Consider the following 16,125-nt stretch of genomic DNA (forward strand, 5'->3'; position numbering starts at 1 on the left):
CGAAGACTGACAATTATTTAAAAGGATTTAATACTGTGAATCACAATTCCCCAAATCACAAAATTATTTTCCGGAGTTACTTTTATTGGTTGATAATCTTCATTTTCGGCAATAAGCCAGATGATATCTTTTTCTATTCTGATACGCTTTACAGTAAATTCACCATCAATTTGGCAGACAGCAATTTTATTGTTTTGCGGTTCCAGGCTTTTATCAATAATCAATAAATCACCATCATTAATACCAACATTTTTCATAGAATGTCCTTTTACCCGGGCAAAATAAGTAGTGTATTTATGTTTGATAAATTCTTTGTTAAGATCAATCGATAATTCAATAAAATCATCAGCAGGCGAAGGAAAACCTGCGCTGATACCAACATCAAAAAAAGGCAGTTTTATTTCCGAACTTACATCCGGAATATACAATTCTATTGATTTTGTGGTATTTATATTGCTCAATTTCATAATCACTTCAAAAATTTGTTTTTTTGTATATTACAAAATTAGTACAGATGATAACATTTTTTTGTATATTTGTTGTTCCAAATTATAACAAATTAATTATGTCCTTATTTTCAGATAACATCAGAGCATTGAGGGTTAAGCATAAAATATCTCAGGAGAAATTAGCTGAAAACCTTAGAATTACCCGAGGAAGATACGTTAAATACGAAGACGGAACTTCAGAAGCGCCGTATGATATTTTAAAGCAGATTGCTTTATATTTTCATATGAGTATCGATTTATTATTGTCTGTCGACATACGTAAAATCGATATAGAAAACTTGATAAAACTAGAAGGAAACCGACTCATTTTACCCATACAAGTAGATAGATTTGGAGAGAATTTTATTGAAATTGTATCTCAAAAAGCAAAAGCAGGATATCTAAACGGATATGCAGATCCGGAATATATTGAAAGTCTACAGCAAGTTTCTCTTCCGTTTTTAGACCCGGGAAAACACCGTGGATTTCCTGTAGAAGGCGATTCGATGCCACCGCACGAAGACGGATCTATTATTATTGGTCGTTATGTAGAAAGGCTGGGAGAGGTAATGGATGGCAAAACATACATTTTAATTACTAAAAATGAGGGAATGGTGTATAAACGTCTCAATAAAAACAAAAAAAATGCTTTGGTTCTGGAATCAGACAATCGTTTTTATCCAAATTATGAAGTGAAAGCTTCTGATATTTTAGAGATTTGGGAATACGAATGCAATATCGGAAGAAGCGATAAACGTCATGAACAGACAGAATCTCAAAGCATGAAAGATTTGCTTCTGGAGGTGAAAAGAGAGGTTATGGAGATTAAGAATAATACATCGAATACGTAATTTTTTGCCACAGATTGCATCGATTTGAAAAATCTAGACAAAGCCATTCAAAAATCCTTTTAATCTGTGCAATCTGTGGCAAAAATAAAACTAAAAAACTTTCACAAAACTCAAACCATATTGCTGACCATTATAAAAAGGCATTATCATAGAAGTAGATTTAGTTTCAGAAGATGATTTGAATAATTTTTTTGTGATATACGGATTCATCCAATATGCCAGTTTGGTACTCAAAATACCAATTCCGGCTCCGGCAGCAACATCAGTTAACCAATGGCGATTGTTGTAAATTCTAAATAATCCTGTTCCCGTTGCAACGGCATAACCTGCAATTCCGTACCAAATCGATTTGTCTTTGTATTCCTGCCATAAAAACTCCGCTCCGGCAAAAGCAGTTGCGGTATGTCCGGATGGGAAAGAGTTATTCGAACTTCCGTCTGGGCGTTCTTCATGTACAAGTGACTTTAAACCTAAAACTGTCGAAGCCATTATAACATACGAAGTCACAAAAATCACAGAACGATCGCGCATATTATTTTTTCCTTTAACACCAAAAGCGTTTAAAGCATAAACAGACGCTGCAGGCGCATATTGCGAGAAATCGTCAATCGTGATTTTTTCATCAATATCTTCGGTAACTTCTGCTTTTATTTGATGATTGAAACTTAAAAGCTGATCACTTTCAAGCCCAATAACGCCGTACCCAATTAATACGCCCGGAATAATCAATTGTTTATAATTGAATTTTAATTGATGTGAAGTGCTGTCAATTTTTGTTATGGAATCGTTTTGTTGTGCATTTACACTCAAAAAACCGAATAGAAATACCAGAGAAATCGCTTTGTAAAACATCTTTCGTTATTGTTATAAGTTGCAATAATAACGAATGTGTGATTCAACTATTTTGGGCTTAATCTAACTTTAAGTCAATATTAATTTGTTGGTTTTAAAAGAGATATTTTGATTAAGATTGGCTAAATATCAATGACAATATCAATGACAATATTAATTTCAACGAGCCTACGGCTCTTTATCATTTTTCTTTTAACAATTAACAATTAACATTTAATCTTAAACTTTCAACGAAAACCAAAAAGTACTTCCCAAGCCTAAATTGCTTTCTACTCCAACAAGACCATTTTGAGCTTCAATAAATTCTTTGCTGATTGCCAATCCCAATCCGGTTCCTGATTTTTGACTTCCCGGAATTTTGAAATATTTATCAAAAACTTTGTCTTTGAACCGTGTATCAATTCCTTTTCCGATATCGATAACCTGAAATACAATCTGATCGTTTTCTTCTTTTAATCGAATGGTAATTGTGCTTTTTTCAGACGAATACGTAATAGCATTTGAGAGATAATTAATCAAAACCCAGCCTGTTTTTTCACTATCGGCTTTTACATCTTGCAAATTTTCGTCGGCATCAATAACAAGTTTAATCTGTTTTTGATCGGCTTGAACTTTTACGGCTTCAACAGCATAATTTACGATAGCATACGGATTGCTTTTTTCAATATTCAACTGAATATTTCCGGTTTCTAATTGTGATAAATTGAGCAATTCGCCTGTAATTTTTAATAATCTTTGACTATCATCTTTAATGCTTTCAACCAATTGTTTTTGGTCGTCGTTCATGTTGCCGGTTGTAGTATTTTGAAGCAATTGCAAACTCAGTTTTATAGATGCAATTGGCGTTTTTAATTCGTGTGAAACGGTGGCAATAAAATTTGTTTTAGCAAAATCAAGCTCTTTAAATAAAGTAATATTTCGCAGAATAATGACATCGCCAATATTAATTTCTTTTTCTTCTCCTGTTGGCGTTATTGTTATGTTGAGGATTTCTTTATCAAAATAACTTTCTTTTCCATTAGCAAAGATTTTTAATGTTTTCTTTTTCTGAGAATCCGTTGTCAGCTCTTTCAAAATTAAAGAACGCATTAAATCATTTGATAAAGCCAAAGTCGAAGCCGATTTTCCAATAACATCCTCCAGTTTCAAACCAATAATTTTCAATGCTTCATCATTCGCAAACAAAATAATTTCTTCATTATCAAGCCCAATAATTGGATCGTGCATATTATTGATCAGCGTTTCCAATCGTTTCTTTTCGAAAAATAATTTGTACAAATTACTATTATTATATTCCTGGAGTTTTTGCGCCATAGTATTAAACGATTTTGCTAAATCTCCATATTCGTTGTGATTGGTAAAATGCACACGTTCTGAATAATTTTTATTTGCAATTTCCTTAATACTTAGCGTTAATTCCTTAATAGGATTGGCAATATTGTGAGGTAAATTTATAAGCAGATTAAAAGCAATCAAAAAACATAAAGTTCCCACAATGGCAATCCATAAATTGGCCGTTTCAGCGGTATGTTTGGCGATGTCGCTTTTTTGTTTAATGGCATTCATATTGAGCTTCATAATCTCAAAAATGTCTTGCCTGATTTGCATTTTTAGAGATTCATCAGCGCTGTTTTTTTCTAAAAGAACAAAGTTTCTCTTTAGATTATCTGTGCCTTTTTTCTCTCCAGCTTCCGTAACATTTTGTGTTTGTTTTTGAAGGTTTTTACTAAAAGTAATAATCGCTTTATCTCTATTAGTAGTGATTTCATCCAAAGACAAAAGCATGTTTCTGGAATATTCAAGCGTATTATAATTTGCTTTCAGAATATTTTCAGTGTCTTTTTTTATAGAGAAAATATAAAAGGCACTCACCAAAGTAAGTATAATTATTAATAAAAATAATAACCCAACTCCCAGATTTAATTTAGTTTTAATTCTCATGACATCATTGCGAGGAACGAGGCGATCTCACCCTCTAAATTTAATTATTTGTTTTTTGGTAAAAAGTTAATTGTAAAATGTAAAATGACTTTCAAGAAACATCTCATATTTTACAGAAAACATTTCACATCTAAGATAAAATAACAAGATCAGCATTCGATAAAGACAGACTATTTAGCAAGCGTCTAAAAATCGTTGTAGACAAAATTACTTTAAATAAATTCAAATGCGGTTTCCCGATGCAAACAGTTGTAATATGTTTTTCTTCAACAGTCATTAAAATAGCATCAGCAATATTTTTGTGCTCTGTTTTAATTACTTCTGCGCCCAATTGAACCGCCAGTTTAAAATTATTAATCAAATGGCGTTGTTTGTCTAATGCTATTTTGGTACTGCTTTCTTTAGGTGTTTCAACATATAAAACATACCACGATCCGTTGTAATAACTTGCCAAACGAGCTGCTTTTCTAATCACAATTTTAGCCGTTTTATCATTACTGCTAATACAAGCCAAAAGTTTTTCATGTCTTAAAGCATGTAGTTGAGGTACTTCGCTTTCAACCTTTCTCACAACCTGACTCGCTACTTCTTTCAAAGCCAATTCACGCAATTGTAAAATCTGATCTGACTTAAAGAAGTTCGTCAAAGCCGTCTGAATTTTATCAGCCGTATAAATTTTCCCTTCTTTCAAACGCGAAATTAAATCTTCTGCTGTTAAATCGATATTCACCACTTCATCTGCCAATCGCAAAACATTATCCGGAATTCGTTCCTGAACATCAACATTTGTAATGCGTTTTACATCTTCATTTAAGCTCTCTATATGCTGAATATTCACTGCCGAAATCACATTGATTCCCGCATCTAAAATTTCTAAAACATCCTGCCAGCGTTTTTCATTTTTGCTTCCTTCAACATTCGTGTGCGCCAATTCATCAACAATTACGACTTCAGGTCTCAGGTTGATAATCGCCTGTACATCTAGTTCTTCCAGCTCTTTCCCTTTATAGAAAATGGTTCGCCGCGGAATAACGGGCAAACCAGATAAAAGTTCATGCGTTTCCTTTCGCATATGTGTTTCGATGTAACCAATTTTCACGTCGATTCCGTTTTTCAACAACGAATGTGCTTCCTGCAGCATACGATACGTTTTCCCCACACCGGCGCTCATTCCAATGTAGACTTTAAACTTTCCTTTTCGTGATTTCTGAATTAAATCGAGAAAGTGCTGTGCATTATTTTCTTTTTCCATTTTTTATGGTGTAACATGTTTCTTGTGAAATGTAAAATGACTTCTGTAAATGATGTGTTACATTTCACATTTCACAAAAAACTTTTTACTTAATTAGAAAGAAATCGCCAACGAAGTCGTTACAAACGTATTCGTATCCGTTGGAAGATTGTCTTTTGTAAATATTTCATCTTTACTCGAAAGATTTCTTGCCTCGATTCTAAACATTACATTATCAGTAACTAAGTAATCAAAGTTAGCTGAAAATCCGTAAGTTTTAAAACCATTTGGAGTTTCAGTTGCGATAATAACTCCTTTTTCATCACTATAATATTCGCCACGAGCCGCAAGCTGAATTTTATCCGTTGGTTTGTATTGCAGAATCAAAACTGGCGAAAACCAAGTGTCATATTTATTACTGTTTTTTGCCGCTTGTTGCGATCCAACATCAAAACCAGCCGTAACATTTGTTTTATCCGTTACCTTAAATTGTCCGTAAAAGTTGTTAAAATAACGCCATTTTTTATCGATATCTGGCTGCTCATTTCCAACATAAGTACTCCAGTTCAAAACCACTTTGTCCGATGGTTTGTACGTAACTTGCGTTCCAAAAGCAGGCGTTTGATTGCCTTCCACTTTCTCAATACGTTGCCAGCCATTCAAATACATTCCGGCTAAATACCATTTTCCTGACTCAGATGTGTAACCAATTTTAACTCCTGCTTCATAATAAGGCGAGTTTTCAGCCAAAATACTTCGTGTTAAAGTCTGGCAATCTTTACCAATTGCACTTTCAAAACCAATATGTGCCGGCATAATTCCCGCATCAATCCATAAATTATGACTTTGCGAAATCTTCACGCCAACATTTGCCTCGTATATATTTTTCAATAAACCTTGCTCTGCCGACATATTATATTCAGCGTAAGTTCCAGCCATTAAAGCAAAATTTCCACGAACATTATCTTTCGAATAATTCACTTTCGCCAAACCTAAATTGATGTTCACTTCATTGCTTTTATTATAATTGTAAAAAAAGCCTGGTCGCGTATGATCTTCCGGTTTTCCGAAATCATAACTATAATAAGTTTCGACATATCCCGAAAACGTAAACGGGCTTTTTGTTTCTTCTTGTGCATGTAAATTGCTAAAACCAAAAGCGATTAAAGCAGTAAGTATTATTTTTTTCATTTTTGTGGTATTCAATTATTTATTAAGTAGATTTTTTAGGAGCTATTTCCCGCTATCCGTTTCAATCTTTTACTTTTTAAAGAAAAAAGTAAAAGGATTTCCACTACTATCGGGGCTAGGGCTTTTGGGGTAAAAAAGGGCGTTCATTATCCTAACAGGTTTCCAAAACCTGTTAGGTATTTATTATAAAATTTAGTTTGTCATTGCGAAGATCTTTGTCAAACCCGACAGGTTTTTAAAACCTGTCGGGTTTAAAAACTCAGAACCTAAGAACCTTTTTTAGAAAGCTCATCCAAAGCCACATTCAATTCCAACACATTCACCGTTGGAGTTCCCATAACTTTTGGCGTATTAATATTCGCTTCAACCAAAGCTTTTACTTTATCTTCAGCTAATTTTCGTTCTTTGGCAACACGTTTCACCTGAATCAAAGCGCCTTGCGGTGAAATATTCGGATCTAAACCGCTACCAGAAGCGGTCACCATATCTGATGGAATCTCAGATTTTTTCAAATACGGATGAACAACTAAAAACGTGTCGATTCTTTTTTGAACCAAAGCTAAATAGTCAGCATTACTTGGTCCTTTGTTGCTTCCGGCACTTCCTGCAGCATTATAATCCACAGCCGAAGGTCTTCCCCAGAAATAATTTGACTTATCGAATTTCTGACCGATTTTTTGGTATCCAACCACTTTTCCGTTAACCGAAATAGTTTCTCCTTTTCCGTGATTAGGAGCAAATTGTGCAATTCCGTAAATCGCAAGGGGATAAATAACTGCAAACAGAATTACGGTAAGCAGTGTCAATTTTAATAGTGAAAATATTGTTTTCATGTTTCTAATGTAAAATGTTAGATATAAAATGTTAGATGTAAAAGTGATCTGTAAATTGTTATATGTGACTTTTTGATTTAGTCATTTCACATTTTACAAATCACATTTCACTAAATAAACATAGCTACCAGTAAATCAATTAATTTAATTCCGATAAAAGGGACAATTAATCCACCTAACCCATAAATCAACAGATTTCGTTTTAGGATTGCACTTGCACCAATTGGTTTATAATCAACACCTCTCAACGCTAACGGAATCAATATCGGAATGATGATCGCATTAAAGATTACCGCTGATAAAATTGCACTTTCAGGACTGTGCAAACGCATGATATTTAAACCTTCAAGCGCAGGAATTGCAGTAATAAAAAGAGCAGGAACAATAGCAAAATATTTCGCAACGTCATTTGCAATAGAAAAAGTAGTTAAAGTGCCTCGAGTCATTAAAAGTTGTTTCCCAATTTCGATAATCTCGATTAATTTAGTTGGGTCATTGTCAAGATCGACCATGTTTCCGGCTTCTTTTGCAGCCTGAGTTCCACTGTTCATGGCAACACCTACATTCGCTTGTGCAAGGGCAGGAGCATCGTTCGTTCCGTCACCCATCATGGCAACAAGTTTACCTAAGTTTTGCTCGTTTTTGATGTAGTTCATTTTATCCTCAGGTTTCGCTTCGGCAATAAAATCATCAACTCCGGCAGCTTCGGCAATAAACTTCGCCGTAAGCGGATTATCTCCGGTAACCATCACCGTTTTTACACCCATTTTTCTCAAACGGTCAAAACGTTCTTTCATTCCGGTTTTAATGATATCCTGCAATTCGATAACACCTTGAACCTGATCGTTTTTAATTACGACTAGTGGCGTTCCTCCGTTTGTAGAAATATCAATTACTTTTTGAGCGGTATCTTCAGGGAAAGAATTCCCGGCTTGTTTTGCAATATTTTTTGCAGCATCCTGAGCTCCTTTTCTAATATTGGTTCCGTCTTTTAAAATAACTCCGGAAGTTCTCGTTTCTGCGGTAAATTTGATTAAAGTAGCACCTTCAATTGATAATTTATTGGCAGTTTCGGCACCTGCCAGTTCCACGATACTTTTCCCTTCCGGAGTGTCATCTGCCAATGAACTTAACACAGCAGACTTTATAAAATCTTCTTCAGTAACACCTTTTGCAGGGTAGAAATTTGTTGCTTTTCTGTTTCCAATGGTAATTGTTCCGGTTTTATCCAAAAGCAATACATCAATATCTCCGGCAGTTTCAACTGCTTTTCCTGATTTTGTAATTACGTTGGCACGCAACGCTCTGTCCATTCCCGCAATACCGATTGCTGATAATAAACCTCCAATTGTAGTTGGAATCAAACAAACGAACAGTGCAATAAAAGCCGCAATCGTGATGGGTGCATTTGCATAGTCGGCAAACGGTTTAAGCGTAACGCACACAATCACAAAGATTAAAGTAAATGCGGCTAATAAAATGGTTAAGGCAATTTCGTTTGGTGTTTTCTGGCGGCTTGCACCTTCAACCAAAGCAATCATTTTATCCAAAAAGCTTTCGCCAGGTTCAGAGGTTACAATTACTTTAATTTTATCAGATAGTACTTTTGTTCCTCCGGTTACAGATGATTTATCACCGCCTGCTTCCCGAATTACAGGAGCACTTTCTCCGGTAATGGCGCTTTCGTCGATAGTCGCTAAACCTTCGATAATTTCACCATCGGTTGCAATTAAATCGCCGGCTTCACAAACGAAAATATCTCCTTTTTTCAATTCAGATGAACTGATATTTTTGATTTCTCCGTTAGGCAAAATTTGTCTTGCAGGAGTTTCTTCACGTGTTTTTCTTAAACTATCGGCTTGAGCTTTTCCTCTTGCTTCGGCAATAGCTTCGGCGAAATTGGCAAACAAAAGCGTTGCAAGTAAAATTAAAAACACAATTAAATTATAAGTAAAACTACCTTGGTCAGTTGCTCCCATTAAAATGGAAACACAAACAGCAAACATAATGGCAGTTCCTATTTCTACGGTAAACATTACCGGATTTTTGATCATCATTTTTGGATTCAGCTTCACAAAAGATTGCACTAAAGCTTCTTTTACTTGCTTACTTTCAAACAATGATGTGGATTTATTAGTTGTCATTTTCTTTTATATTATTTTAAAGTAAAATATTCTGCCAATGGACCTAAAGCCAACGCTGGGAAGAATGATAAAGCGGCAATAATCGCGATTACGGCAAAAACCATTATTCCAAAAATAGAAGTGTCGGTTTTTAAAGTTCCTGCACTTTCCGGGATGTATTTTTTATTCGCCAATAATCCTGCAATTGCCAATGGCCCAACGATAGGAATGAAACGACTCAACAGTAACACAATTCCTGTAGTGATATTCCAGAACGGATTGTTGTCTCCCAAACCTTCAAAACCAGAACCGTTATTGGCAGCGCTTGAAGTATATTCGTATAACATTTCTGAGAATCCGTGATGTCCTGGATTGTTTAACCAGCCTGTTGCATTTCCGCTAAACCAGTAACCCATTGCGGTATCATTTGCAGCAAAATAAGATGCTAAAGCTGTTCCGGCTAATATTAATAAAGGGTGAAGAATGGCGATGAAAGCAGCAATTTTAACTTCCCGTGCTTCGATTTTCTTCCCTAAAAATTCAGGTGTTCGACCAACCATTAATCCGGAAATAAATACTGCCAGAATAATGAAAATATAGAAGTTCAAGATACCAACTCCACAACCGCCGTAAAAGGCATTCACCATCATAGCAAGCAATTCCATAGCACCAGAAACTGGCATTGAACTATCGTGCATACTATTTACAGAACCTGTAGAAATTACTGTTGTTGCAATACTCCAGAATCCTGAAACAGCTGGTCCAAACCGAACCTCTTTTCCTTCCATAGCTCCGGTTGTTTGAACAATTCCCATTTTTTCGATAGCAGGATTTCCGTTCATTTCGCTCATCATTGTCGGGATAACTAATAGAAGGAATCCAACCGTCATAACTCCGAAGATTACGTATGATAATTTCTTTTTCTTTAGATAAAAACCTAAAGCAAAAATCATAGCAAACGGAACTATTAATTGTGACCATAATTCAACTGCATTGGTAAAATAAGTTGGATTTTCTAATGGATGCGCTGAGTTGGCTCCGAAGAATCCACCACCATTTGTACCTAAATGTTTGATAGCAATAAAAGCAGCAGCAGGTCCGCGGGAAACGTCAACGTGATCACCTTGTAAAGTTGTGATAGAATCTTTACTGTCAAAATCCATTGGTGTACCGCTGAATGCTAAAATAGTAGCTACAATAACGGAAAGGGGTAATAAAATACGTGTACAGCTTTTGATGAAATAGTCGTAAAAATTACCTAGTTTTTCTGTAGTTCTTTCTTTCATTGCATTGAAAATTATTGCTGCAGAAGCCATACCAACACCAGCAGAAACAAATTGCAAGAACATCAAAAACATTTGTGATAGGTAAGAAACGCCGCTTTCACCTGAATAATGCTGTAAATTACAGTTTACGACAAATGAAATGGCGGTGTTAAAGGCCAAATCCGGTGTCATGTTTGGATTATTGTCGGGATTTAAAAACAACGATCCCTGAAATAATAAGACGAAAAAGCAAAGAAAGAACCAAATCATATTGATACTTAAAAGTGCTTTTAAGTGTTGTTTCCAGTTCATTTCTTCAGTGGAATTAATGCCGCTGATTTTAAAAATAAATTTTTCAATTGGATTGAAAATTGGATCAAAAAGTGTTTTATCTCCTAAATAAACTTTAGCGATATATTTTCCTAACGGAATGGCTAAAACTATCGAAACGATAAAAATACTGATGACGCCTAATAATTCTGTGTTCATAATATGTGAGTTTTTGTAAAATGTTAATTGTAAAATGAGAAATGTGATTTGTAAAATGAATTGATGAATAGATCTAGTTTTTACATTTCACATAAAACATTTTACTTTTTACATGATTTAAAATTTTTCGGGTTTGATTAATACATAAACCAAATAGCCAAAAACGGCGATGGAAACAATAAATAGTGCAGTCATGATTTAGATTTTTTCAAAAAATTCAACTGATTTAAAACAAATCGCAAACAACACAACGGCCAATGCGAGTAAAAGAATAGTGATTAACATAGGTTTTTATTTTAGATTTTAGAATTCAGATTTTAGATTGTGTTTGAACGATTAAACAATTAAACAGTTAACCGATTAAACTTTTTTATACACCTGACGTATTAATTTGTTTGATATATTCCGCTTTAAGCGTTTGAGGAAATAAATGTGAAATATTGCAGTGACGTACTTCCATAAAAGAAGAAACTGAAAAAACATACACATTCGAAATGGCGTTTTTAGTTTCTAAACTTCCTGTAATAAAAAGACGCTCGGCAAGTGCCAGACATTTTTTTGCTCTAACGATGTTACCAGAAATGATAGATTTTTTGGTAATCTCGGCAAAGCGCTCGGCTTGTTTGTAGATTGAGGTGACTTGATTTTTCATGAGAATGAATTTTTATGTTCTTCCCACTTATGCCAAAAGTCAGACCGAAAAAGGGTTATAACGGTTAAAGTGCTGCCAATAAAAGGATTGTAGCTTCGTGCCAAAAAGCAGGCATAAAAAAAGCCTATCAAAATGATAAGCTTTTATTGAAATGATAGGTTTGTCTGAATTCGTTCCAATTTCCTGCAAGGTTTTCAAAACCTTGTAGGTATTCTAATTATTTGAAACCGTTAGGATGTAAAATTTAAACCTACAAGGTTTTGAAAACCTTGCAGGATCTGATATGCTGATAATTGGAATTTATATTTGTTATTGTATACTATACTCTTCCAGTTTTCGATATAAAGTCGCAATACCAATTTCCAGCAAACGGGCAGCTTCTGCTTTATTACCTTTCGTATAATTTAAAACTTTTTGAATATGCAGTTTTTCAATACTTTGCATAGAAAAAGCCGACATTGATTTGGTTGCTTTTTCAGGTTGATGCTGCATTTCATAAGGCAAAACATCAGCGGTTAAAATATCACCATTACTTAGAATTACAGACCTTTCGATGACATTTTTAAGTTCGCGAATGTTTCCCGGCCAGGAATAATTTTCTAATTTCTGAAGAAAATCATCTGAAATAGTTAATGTTTTTTTATTCGTTTTTTCAGAAAATTGTTTGACGAAATATTGCGTAATTAAGGCAATATCTTTTATTCTTTCCCTTAATGGAGGAAGTTTAATTTCGAAAATATTCAATCGAAAGTATAAATCAGAACGAAAACGGTGTTCGTCACTTTCTGTTTTTAAATCTCTGTTTGTAGCCGCAATTAATCTGAAATTTGATTTTTTTGGCGTTGTGTCTCCAACCGGAATATATTCGCTGGTTTCTAAAACGCGTAATAATTTGGCTTGCAATTCTATTGGCATTTCTCCAATTTCATCCAGAAACAAAGTGCCGCCGTTGGCTTCTTCTATAAAACCTTTTTTATCTTTTAGTGCTCCGGTAAAAGCGCCTTGTTTGTGACCAAAAAGTTCACTTTCCAGAATTTCTTTGCTAAAAGTACTGCAGTTTAAGGCAACAAAAGATTTGCCAACACGATTGCTATTTTCATGAATTGCTTGTGCAAAAACCTCTTTTCCGGTTCCGGTTTCTCCGGTAAGTAAAACAGTAGAATCGGTTTTGGCGACTTTTTTAGCCAGATCAATTACTTGTTCGATTCCTTTAGATTTTCCGATAATGGTATTGAAAGAATATTTATCTCCAATGCGTTTTTCAAGCTGTTTTACTTTTTTCTGTAAATGAGATTTTTCAACAGCTTTATACAAAAGCGGAATAATTTTGTCGTTGTCATCGCCTTTTACAATATAATCAAAAGCGCCATTTTTCATTGCCTGAACGCCATCCGGAATATTCCCGAAAGCCGTCAATAAAATAACTTCTATTAAAGGAAAGCTTCCTTTTATGTTTTGCAGAAAATCAACGCCATTTCCGTCCGGTAATTTTACATCACATAAAACGACATCAATTTCGGTTTGTTCTAATTTTTTAAAACCCGATTTTAAATCTTTGGCTTCAAAAACTTCAAATCCTTCCGATTTTATAATGCGTGCCAGCAGACTTCTCAGTTTTTCTTCGTCGTCTATAATTAAAATTTTGTGTGTCATTTGAGGAAAAGGCTAAAATCGTAATTTACTTTCAGAAGGCAAATTTAGGATTTAAATTACTTCTCTTTTTTGATTCAATGGAAATTCTTGCGAAAATTCAATTTTCAAAATAGTTCCGTTATTATTTTCCATCGTAAATTTTGCATCCAAATCATCACTTAAACCTTTTATCAAACTCATCCCGAATGAATTGCTTTTTTTAGTGTTGAGGTTCATATCAAGACCAATTCCGTTGTCAGAAATATTTAATAGATATTTGTTGTCTAAAATTCGTTCAAGCTTTACAGAAATTATTCCGGTGCGATCTTCAGGAAAAGCATATTTAATCGAATTTGTAATGGCTTCATTCAAAATAAGTCCAAGCGGAACGGCCTGTGCCACATCTAATTCTAATGGATCAATTTTTACTTCGAACCTAATTCTCTGACCAAGCGAAAAAGACTCACGTAAATATTCAACCAACTCCCGTATATAATTAGGCATATTAATCGTCGAAATATTTTCAGAATTATATAATTTTTGATGAATCAAAGACATTGAATGTATTCTATGTTGACTGTTTTTTATGGCTGATAAAGCCATATCGTTATCCAAATAAGCAGATTGTGAATTTAGCAGACTAATGACGGTTTGCAGATTGTTTTTTACACGATGATGAATTTCTTTCAACAACCATTCTTTTTCATTAAGTAAATGATTTAAATTGATATTTTTCTGATTAATTTCTTTTTCTTTCTGCTCAAGTTTGGCGTGATTTCGCTGTTTTAAGCGGTAACGATTGTACAGCAAACCAATGATAATAAGAAGCAATAGTAAAAAACCAATAGATAAATTATTTAAGAGTTTTGATTTTTGTAATTGGCTCTGCTGCAATTTTGCCTGATCGTTTAATAGTTTAATTTTTTGCTCTTTATTGACCGTTTCATATTGAATTTTAAGCTCTTCAATTTGTTTGTTTTTAGCATAATTAATCAAAGAATCACTCATCTTTTTATAAATTTGGTAATGTTTTAAAGCCGATGAATAATTGCCATTTAATGAATCAGTTGTGGATAAGGAAATTTCAAGATCCGGTAAGTTATAATGCTGATTATTTGCTTTAGCTAAAACTGAAATTTTATCAGCATATAATTTCGCTTTGTCTGCCTGATGTCTGCGCGCATAAAAATAAGACATTGAGGCATACGCATTTGAAACATCCAGTAAAGTTTGCGGACCATTTAATTGCTGTGCCGAAAGATCCATTTCTTTAAAATATTTCTCTGCCAAGGCATAATTTTTTAATCGATCGTAACAATTTGCTTTTGTAAAATTCAAAATCATTTTGTCGTACGGGTTCGTTGGCGGAAATTTTACAGTAACAGAATTGATGTAATCAATAGCTTCCTGATTTTTTCCCTTTGATGATAAAGCCGCAACAAGACTCATAAAACTTTTATACCAACTTCCGGCACTTATATAATGTTGTCCATAATAGACACTTTTTTGATACATTTCTGCAGCTTCTTCATAATGACCTAAAACCAGATAAACGTTTCCGAAACGCAAATAAAACGTATCAGCAAAATTATAATCGTTAAGGGTTTTTACTGTTTTAATCGTTTTTAAAGCATAATACAAAGAGCTTTTGATATTATGTCGGTTAAGCTCTATATATGAAATTGCCGATTCTGTAAATTGAGTATGTTTAAACCCAATTTTTCTTTGGTTGTATAAGTTTTGATAAAATTCTTTATTGGCTAAATTGATGTTTCCGCTGAAATAATGTATTGTAATAAGCTTTAGATGCATTTCTATCGCCTTTTCCTCTAATCCTAATGTTTTGTAAAGTTGTATCGCTTCGTTTAGGATTTTTTCTTTTTCAGGATCGGGAAAAGGTAAAGTAGAACCTTCATTTGCCAAGGCATCGGCAAGAGCCTTTTTATCATTTTGTTTTCGGCATTCGTTTACAACTCTGCTAAAACAATTTTTACTTTCGGTAAAATTATGTTCCTGATTATAGTATTTTCCCAGTAATAATAAACTTTCATGCTTCCATTTTATAATTTTAAGCTGATTGCTTGTTTGTACCGCTTCATTAATATATTTGAAAGCATTTTGAAGATCTTCGGGTTTTGTTCCGGGTTTATAAAGGTAAAAACTTCCCAGCTGAAGCAGCAATAAAATTTTGTCTGAACCTTTTGCCTGGGATAAAAGTTTTGTGGCAGCATTTATATTCCCTTTTTTAATCAATTCACTGCCAATTATTATATTTCCATTTTCGTTATATCCTTCATCATAACTTAGCGAAAGAGGTAAATTGTACGCTTTTGTAGTTAATACCGCCGAACTGTCTTCGTCAATCTTTCCTTGATTTGTTGCATACAAAAAAGTAGTACAAAACTGAAATAGCAAACGCTTCTTTTTTAAATCATAACCTGCTGTTGAAGTGGATGTTTGCGCAACGGAATGAAGAGAAATAAGAAGTAAAAAGTAAAAACAAAAAGCTTGTTTCATGATGAGGTTATAATTAGGTTTTTGGAAGTTTTTGTGGTCAAACAAATATAGAAATAAACC

Annotated in this window: 13 protein-coding genes; 1 reads left to right on the forward strand and 12 read right to left on the reverse strand. The window is 34.0% G+C overall.

Features of this window, described 5'->3' with window-relative positions; all coding sequences use genetic code 11:
- Positions 1 to 17: 17 nt before the first annotated feature.
- Positions 18 to 467: a LexA family protein gene (locus OLM54_RS21260; protein WP_264536518.1), complete on the reverse strand. Its 450-nt coding sequence runs from the start codon at positions 465 to 467 to the stop codon at positions 18 to 20.
- A gap of 98 nt (positions 468 to 565) precedes the next feature.
- On the opposite strand from OLM54_RS21260, the gene OLM54_RS21265 reads away from it, so the two are divergent.
- Positions 566 to 1,339, forward strand: a complete 774-nt coding sequence (locus OLM54_RS21265; protein WP_264536519.1) for an XRE family transcriptional regulator — start codon at positions 566 to 568, stop codon at positions 1,337 to 1,339.
- 90 nt (positions 1,340 to 1,429) lie between these two features.
- Here the strand turns inward: OLM54_RS21265 and OLM54_RS21270 are convergent, their stop codons facing one another.
- The 11 genes from OLM54_RS21270 to OLM54_RS21320 form a co-directional block, all read right to left on the reverse strand.
- Positions 1,430 to 2,191 carry a phosphatase PAP2 family protein gene (locus OLM54_RS21270; RefSeq protein ID WP_264536520.1) on the reverse strand — a complete coding sequence of 254 codons (762 nt, stop codon included), beginning with the start codon at positions 2,189 to 2,191 and terminating at the stop codon, positions 1,430 to 1,432.
- Between the two features lie 219 nt (positions 2,192 to 2,410).
- Positions 2,411 to 4,132, reverse strand: coding sequence for a cell wall metabolism sensor histidine kinase WalK (locus OLM54_RS21275; protein ID WP_264536521.1), 1,722 nt, complete (start codon positions 4,130 to 4,132; stop codon positions 2,411 to 2,413).
- Positions 4,133 to 4,262: 130 nt separating this feature from the next.
- A complete protein-coding gene (locus OLM54_RS21280) occupies positions 4,263 to 5,384 on the reverse strand; it encodes a sensor protein KdpD (RefSeq protein ID WP_264536522.1) in 1,122 nt (373 codons plus the stop codon).
- Between the two features lie 93 nt (positions 5,385 to 5,477).
- Positions 5,478 to 6,554 carry a porin gene (locus tag OLM54_RS21285; protein WP_264536523.1) on the reverse strand — a complete coding sequence of 359 codons (1,077 nt, stop codon included), beginning with the start codon at positions 6,552 to 6,554 and terminating at the stop codon, positions 5,478 to 5,480.
- A gap of 266 nt (positions 6,555 to 6,820) precedes the next feature.
- The gene (locus tag OLM54_RS21290) at positions 6,821 to 7,387 is read right to left on the reverse strand and encodes a K(+)-transporting ATPase subunit C (protein ID WP_264536524.1); all 567 of its coding nucleotides are present in this window, start codon (positions 7,385 to 7,387) and stop codon (positions 6,821 to 6,823) included.
- Positions 7,388 to 7,497: 110 nt separating this feature from the next.
- The gene (gene kdpB, locus OLM54_RS21295; RefSeq protein WP_264536525.1) at positions 7,498 to 9,531 is read right to left on the reverse strand and encodes a potassium-transporting ATPase subunit KdpB; all 2,034 of its coding nucleotides are present in this window, start codon (positions 9,529 to 9,531) and stop codon (positions 7,498 to 7,500) included.
- Positions 9,532 to 9,542: 11 nt separating this feature from the next.
- On the reverse strand, positions 9,543 to 11,264 hold the full coding sequence (gene kdpA, locus OLM54_RS21300; RefSeq protein ID WP_264536526.1) for a potassium-transporting ATPase subunit KdpA: 1,722 nt from the start codon (positions 11,262 to 11,264) through the stop codon (positions 9,543 to 9,545).
- A gap of 117 nt (positions 11,265 to 11,381) precedes the next feature.
- Positions 11,382 to 11,459: a K(+)-transporting ATPase subunit F gene (kdpF, locus tag OLM54_RS21305; protein ID WP_073075461.1), complete on the reverse strand. Its 78-nt coding sequence runs from the start codon at positions 11,457 to 11,459 to the stop codon at positions 11,382 to 11,384.
- Positions 11,460 to 11,634: 175 nt separating this feature from the next.
- Positions 11,635 to 11,916 carry a hypothetical protein gene (locus tag OLM54_RS21310; protein ID WP_264536527.1) on the reverse strand — a complete coding sequence of 94 codons (282 nt, stop codon included), beginning with the start codon at positions 11,914 to 11,916 and terminating at the stop codon, positions 11,635 to 11,637.
- A gap of 309 nt (positions 11,917 to 12,225) precedes the next feature.
- The gene (locus OLM54_RS21315; protein WP_264536528.1) at positions 12,226 to 13,569 is read right to left on the reverse strand and encodes a sigma-54-dependent transcriptional regulator; all 1,344 of its coding nucleotides are present in this window, start codon (positions 13,567 to 13,569) and stop codon (positions 12,226 to 12,228) included.
- A gap of 51 nt (positions 13,570 to 13,620) precedes the next feature.
- A complete protein-coding gene (locus OLM54_RS21320) occupies positions 13,621 to 16,065 on the reverse strand; it encodes a histidine kinase dimerization/phosphoacceptor domain -containing protein (protein WP_264536529.1) in 2,445 nt (814 codons plus the stop codon).
- Positions 16,066 to 16,125: the final 60 nt, after the last annotated feature.

Source organism: Flavobacterium sp. N1736, from assembly GCF_025947065.1.
Classification (GTDB): domain Bacteria; phylum Bacteroidota; class Bacteroidia; order Flavobacteriales; family Flavobacteriaceae; genus Flavobacterium.

Bases quoted from the DNA above. Each gene is read 5' to 3' on its own strand.
- OLM54_RS21260 (WP_264536518.1), bottom strand. From the start codon at position 467: ATGAAATTGAGCAATATAAATACCACAAAATCAATAGAATTGTATATT.
- OLM54_RS21265 (WP_264536519.1), top strand. From the start codon at position 566: ATGTCCTTATTTTCAGATAACATCAGAGCATTGAGGGTTAAGCATAAA.
- OLM54_RS21270 (WP_264536520.1), bottom strand. From the start codon at position 2,191: ATGTTTTACAAAGCGATTTCTCTGGTATTTCTATTCGGTTTTTTGAGT.
- OLM54_RS21275 (WP_264536521.1), bottom strand. From the start codon at position 4,132: ATGAGAATTAAAACTAAATTAAATCTGGGAGTTGGGTTATTATTTTTA.
- OLM54_RS21280 (WP_264536522.1), bottom strand. From the start codon at position 5,384: ATGGAAAAAGAAAATAATGCACAGCACTTTCTCGATTTAATTCAGAAA.
- OLM54_RS21285 (WP_264536523.1), bottom strand. From the start codon at position 6,554: ATGAAAAAAATAATACTTACTGCTTTAATCGCTTTTGGTTTTAGCAAT.
- OLM54_RS21290 (WP_264536524.1), bottom strand. From the start codon at position 7,387: ATGAAAACAATATTTTCACTATTAAAATTGACACTGCTTACCGTAATT.
- kdpB (WP_264536525.1), bottom strand. From the start codon at position 9,531: ATGACAACTAATAAATCCACATCATTGTTTGAAAGTAAGCAAGTAAAA.
- kdpA (WP_264536526.1), bottom strand. From the start codon at position 11,264: ATGAACACAGAATTATTAGGCGTCATCAGTATTTTTATCGTTTCGATA.
- kdpF (WP_073075461.1), bottom strand. From the start codon at position 11,459: ATGACTGCACTATTTATTGTTTCCATCGCCGTTTTTGGCTATTTGGTT.
- OLM54_RS21310 (WP_264536527.1), bottom strand. From the start codon at position 11,916: ATGAAAAATCAAGTCACCTCAATCTACAAACAAGCCGAGCGCTTTGCC.
- OLM54_RS21315 (WP_264536528.1), bottom strand. From the start codon at position 13,569: ATGACACACAAAATTTTAATTATAGACGACGAAGAAAAACTGAGAAGT.
- OLM54_RS21320 (WP_264536529.1), bottom strand. From the start codon at position 16,065: ATGAAACAAGCTTTTTGTTTTTACTTTTTACTTCTTATTTCTCTTCAT.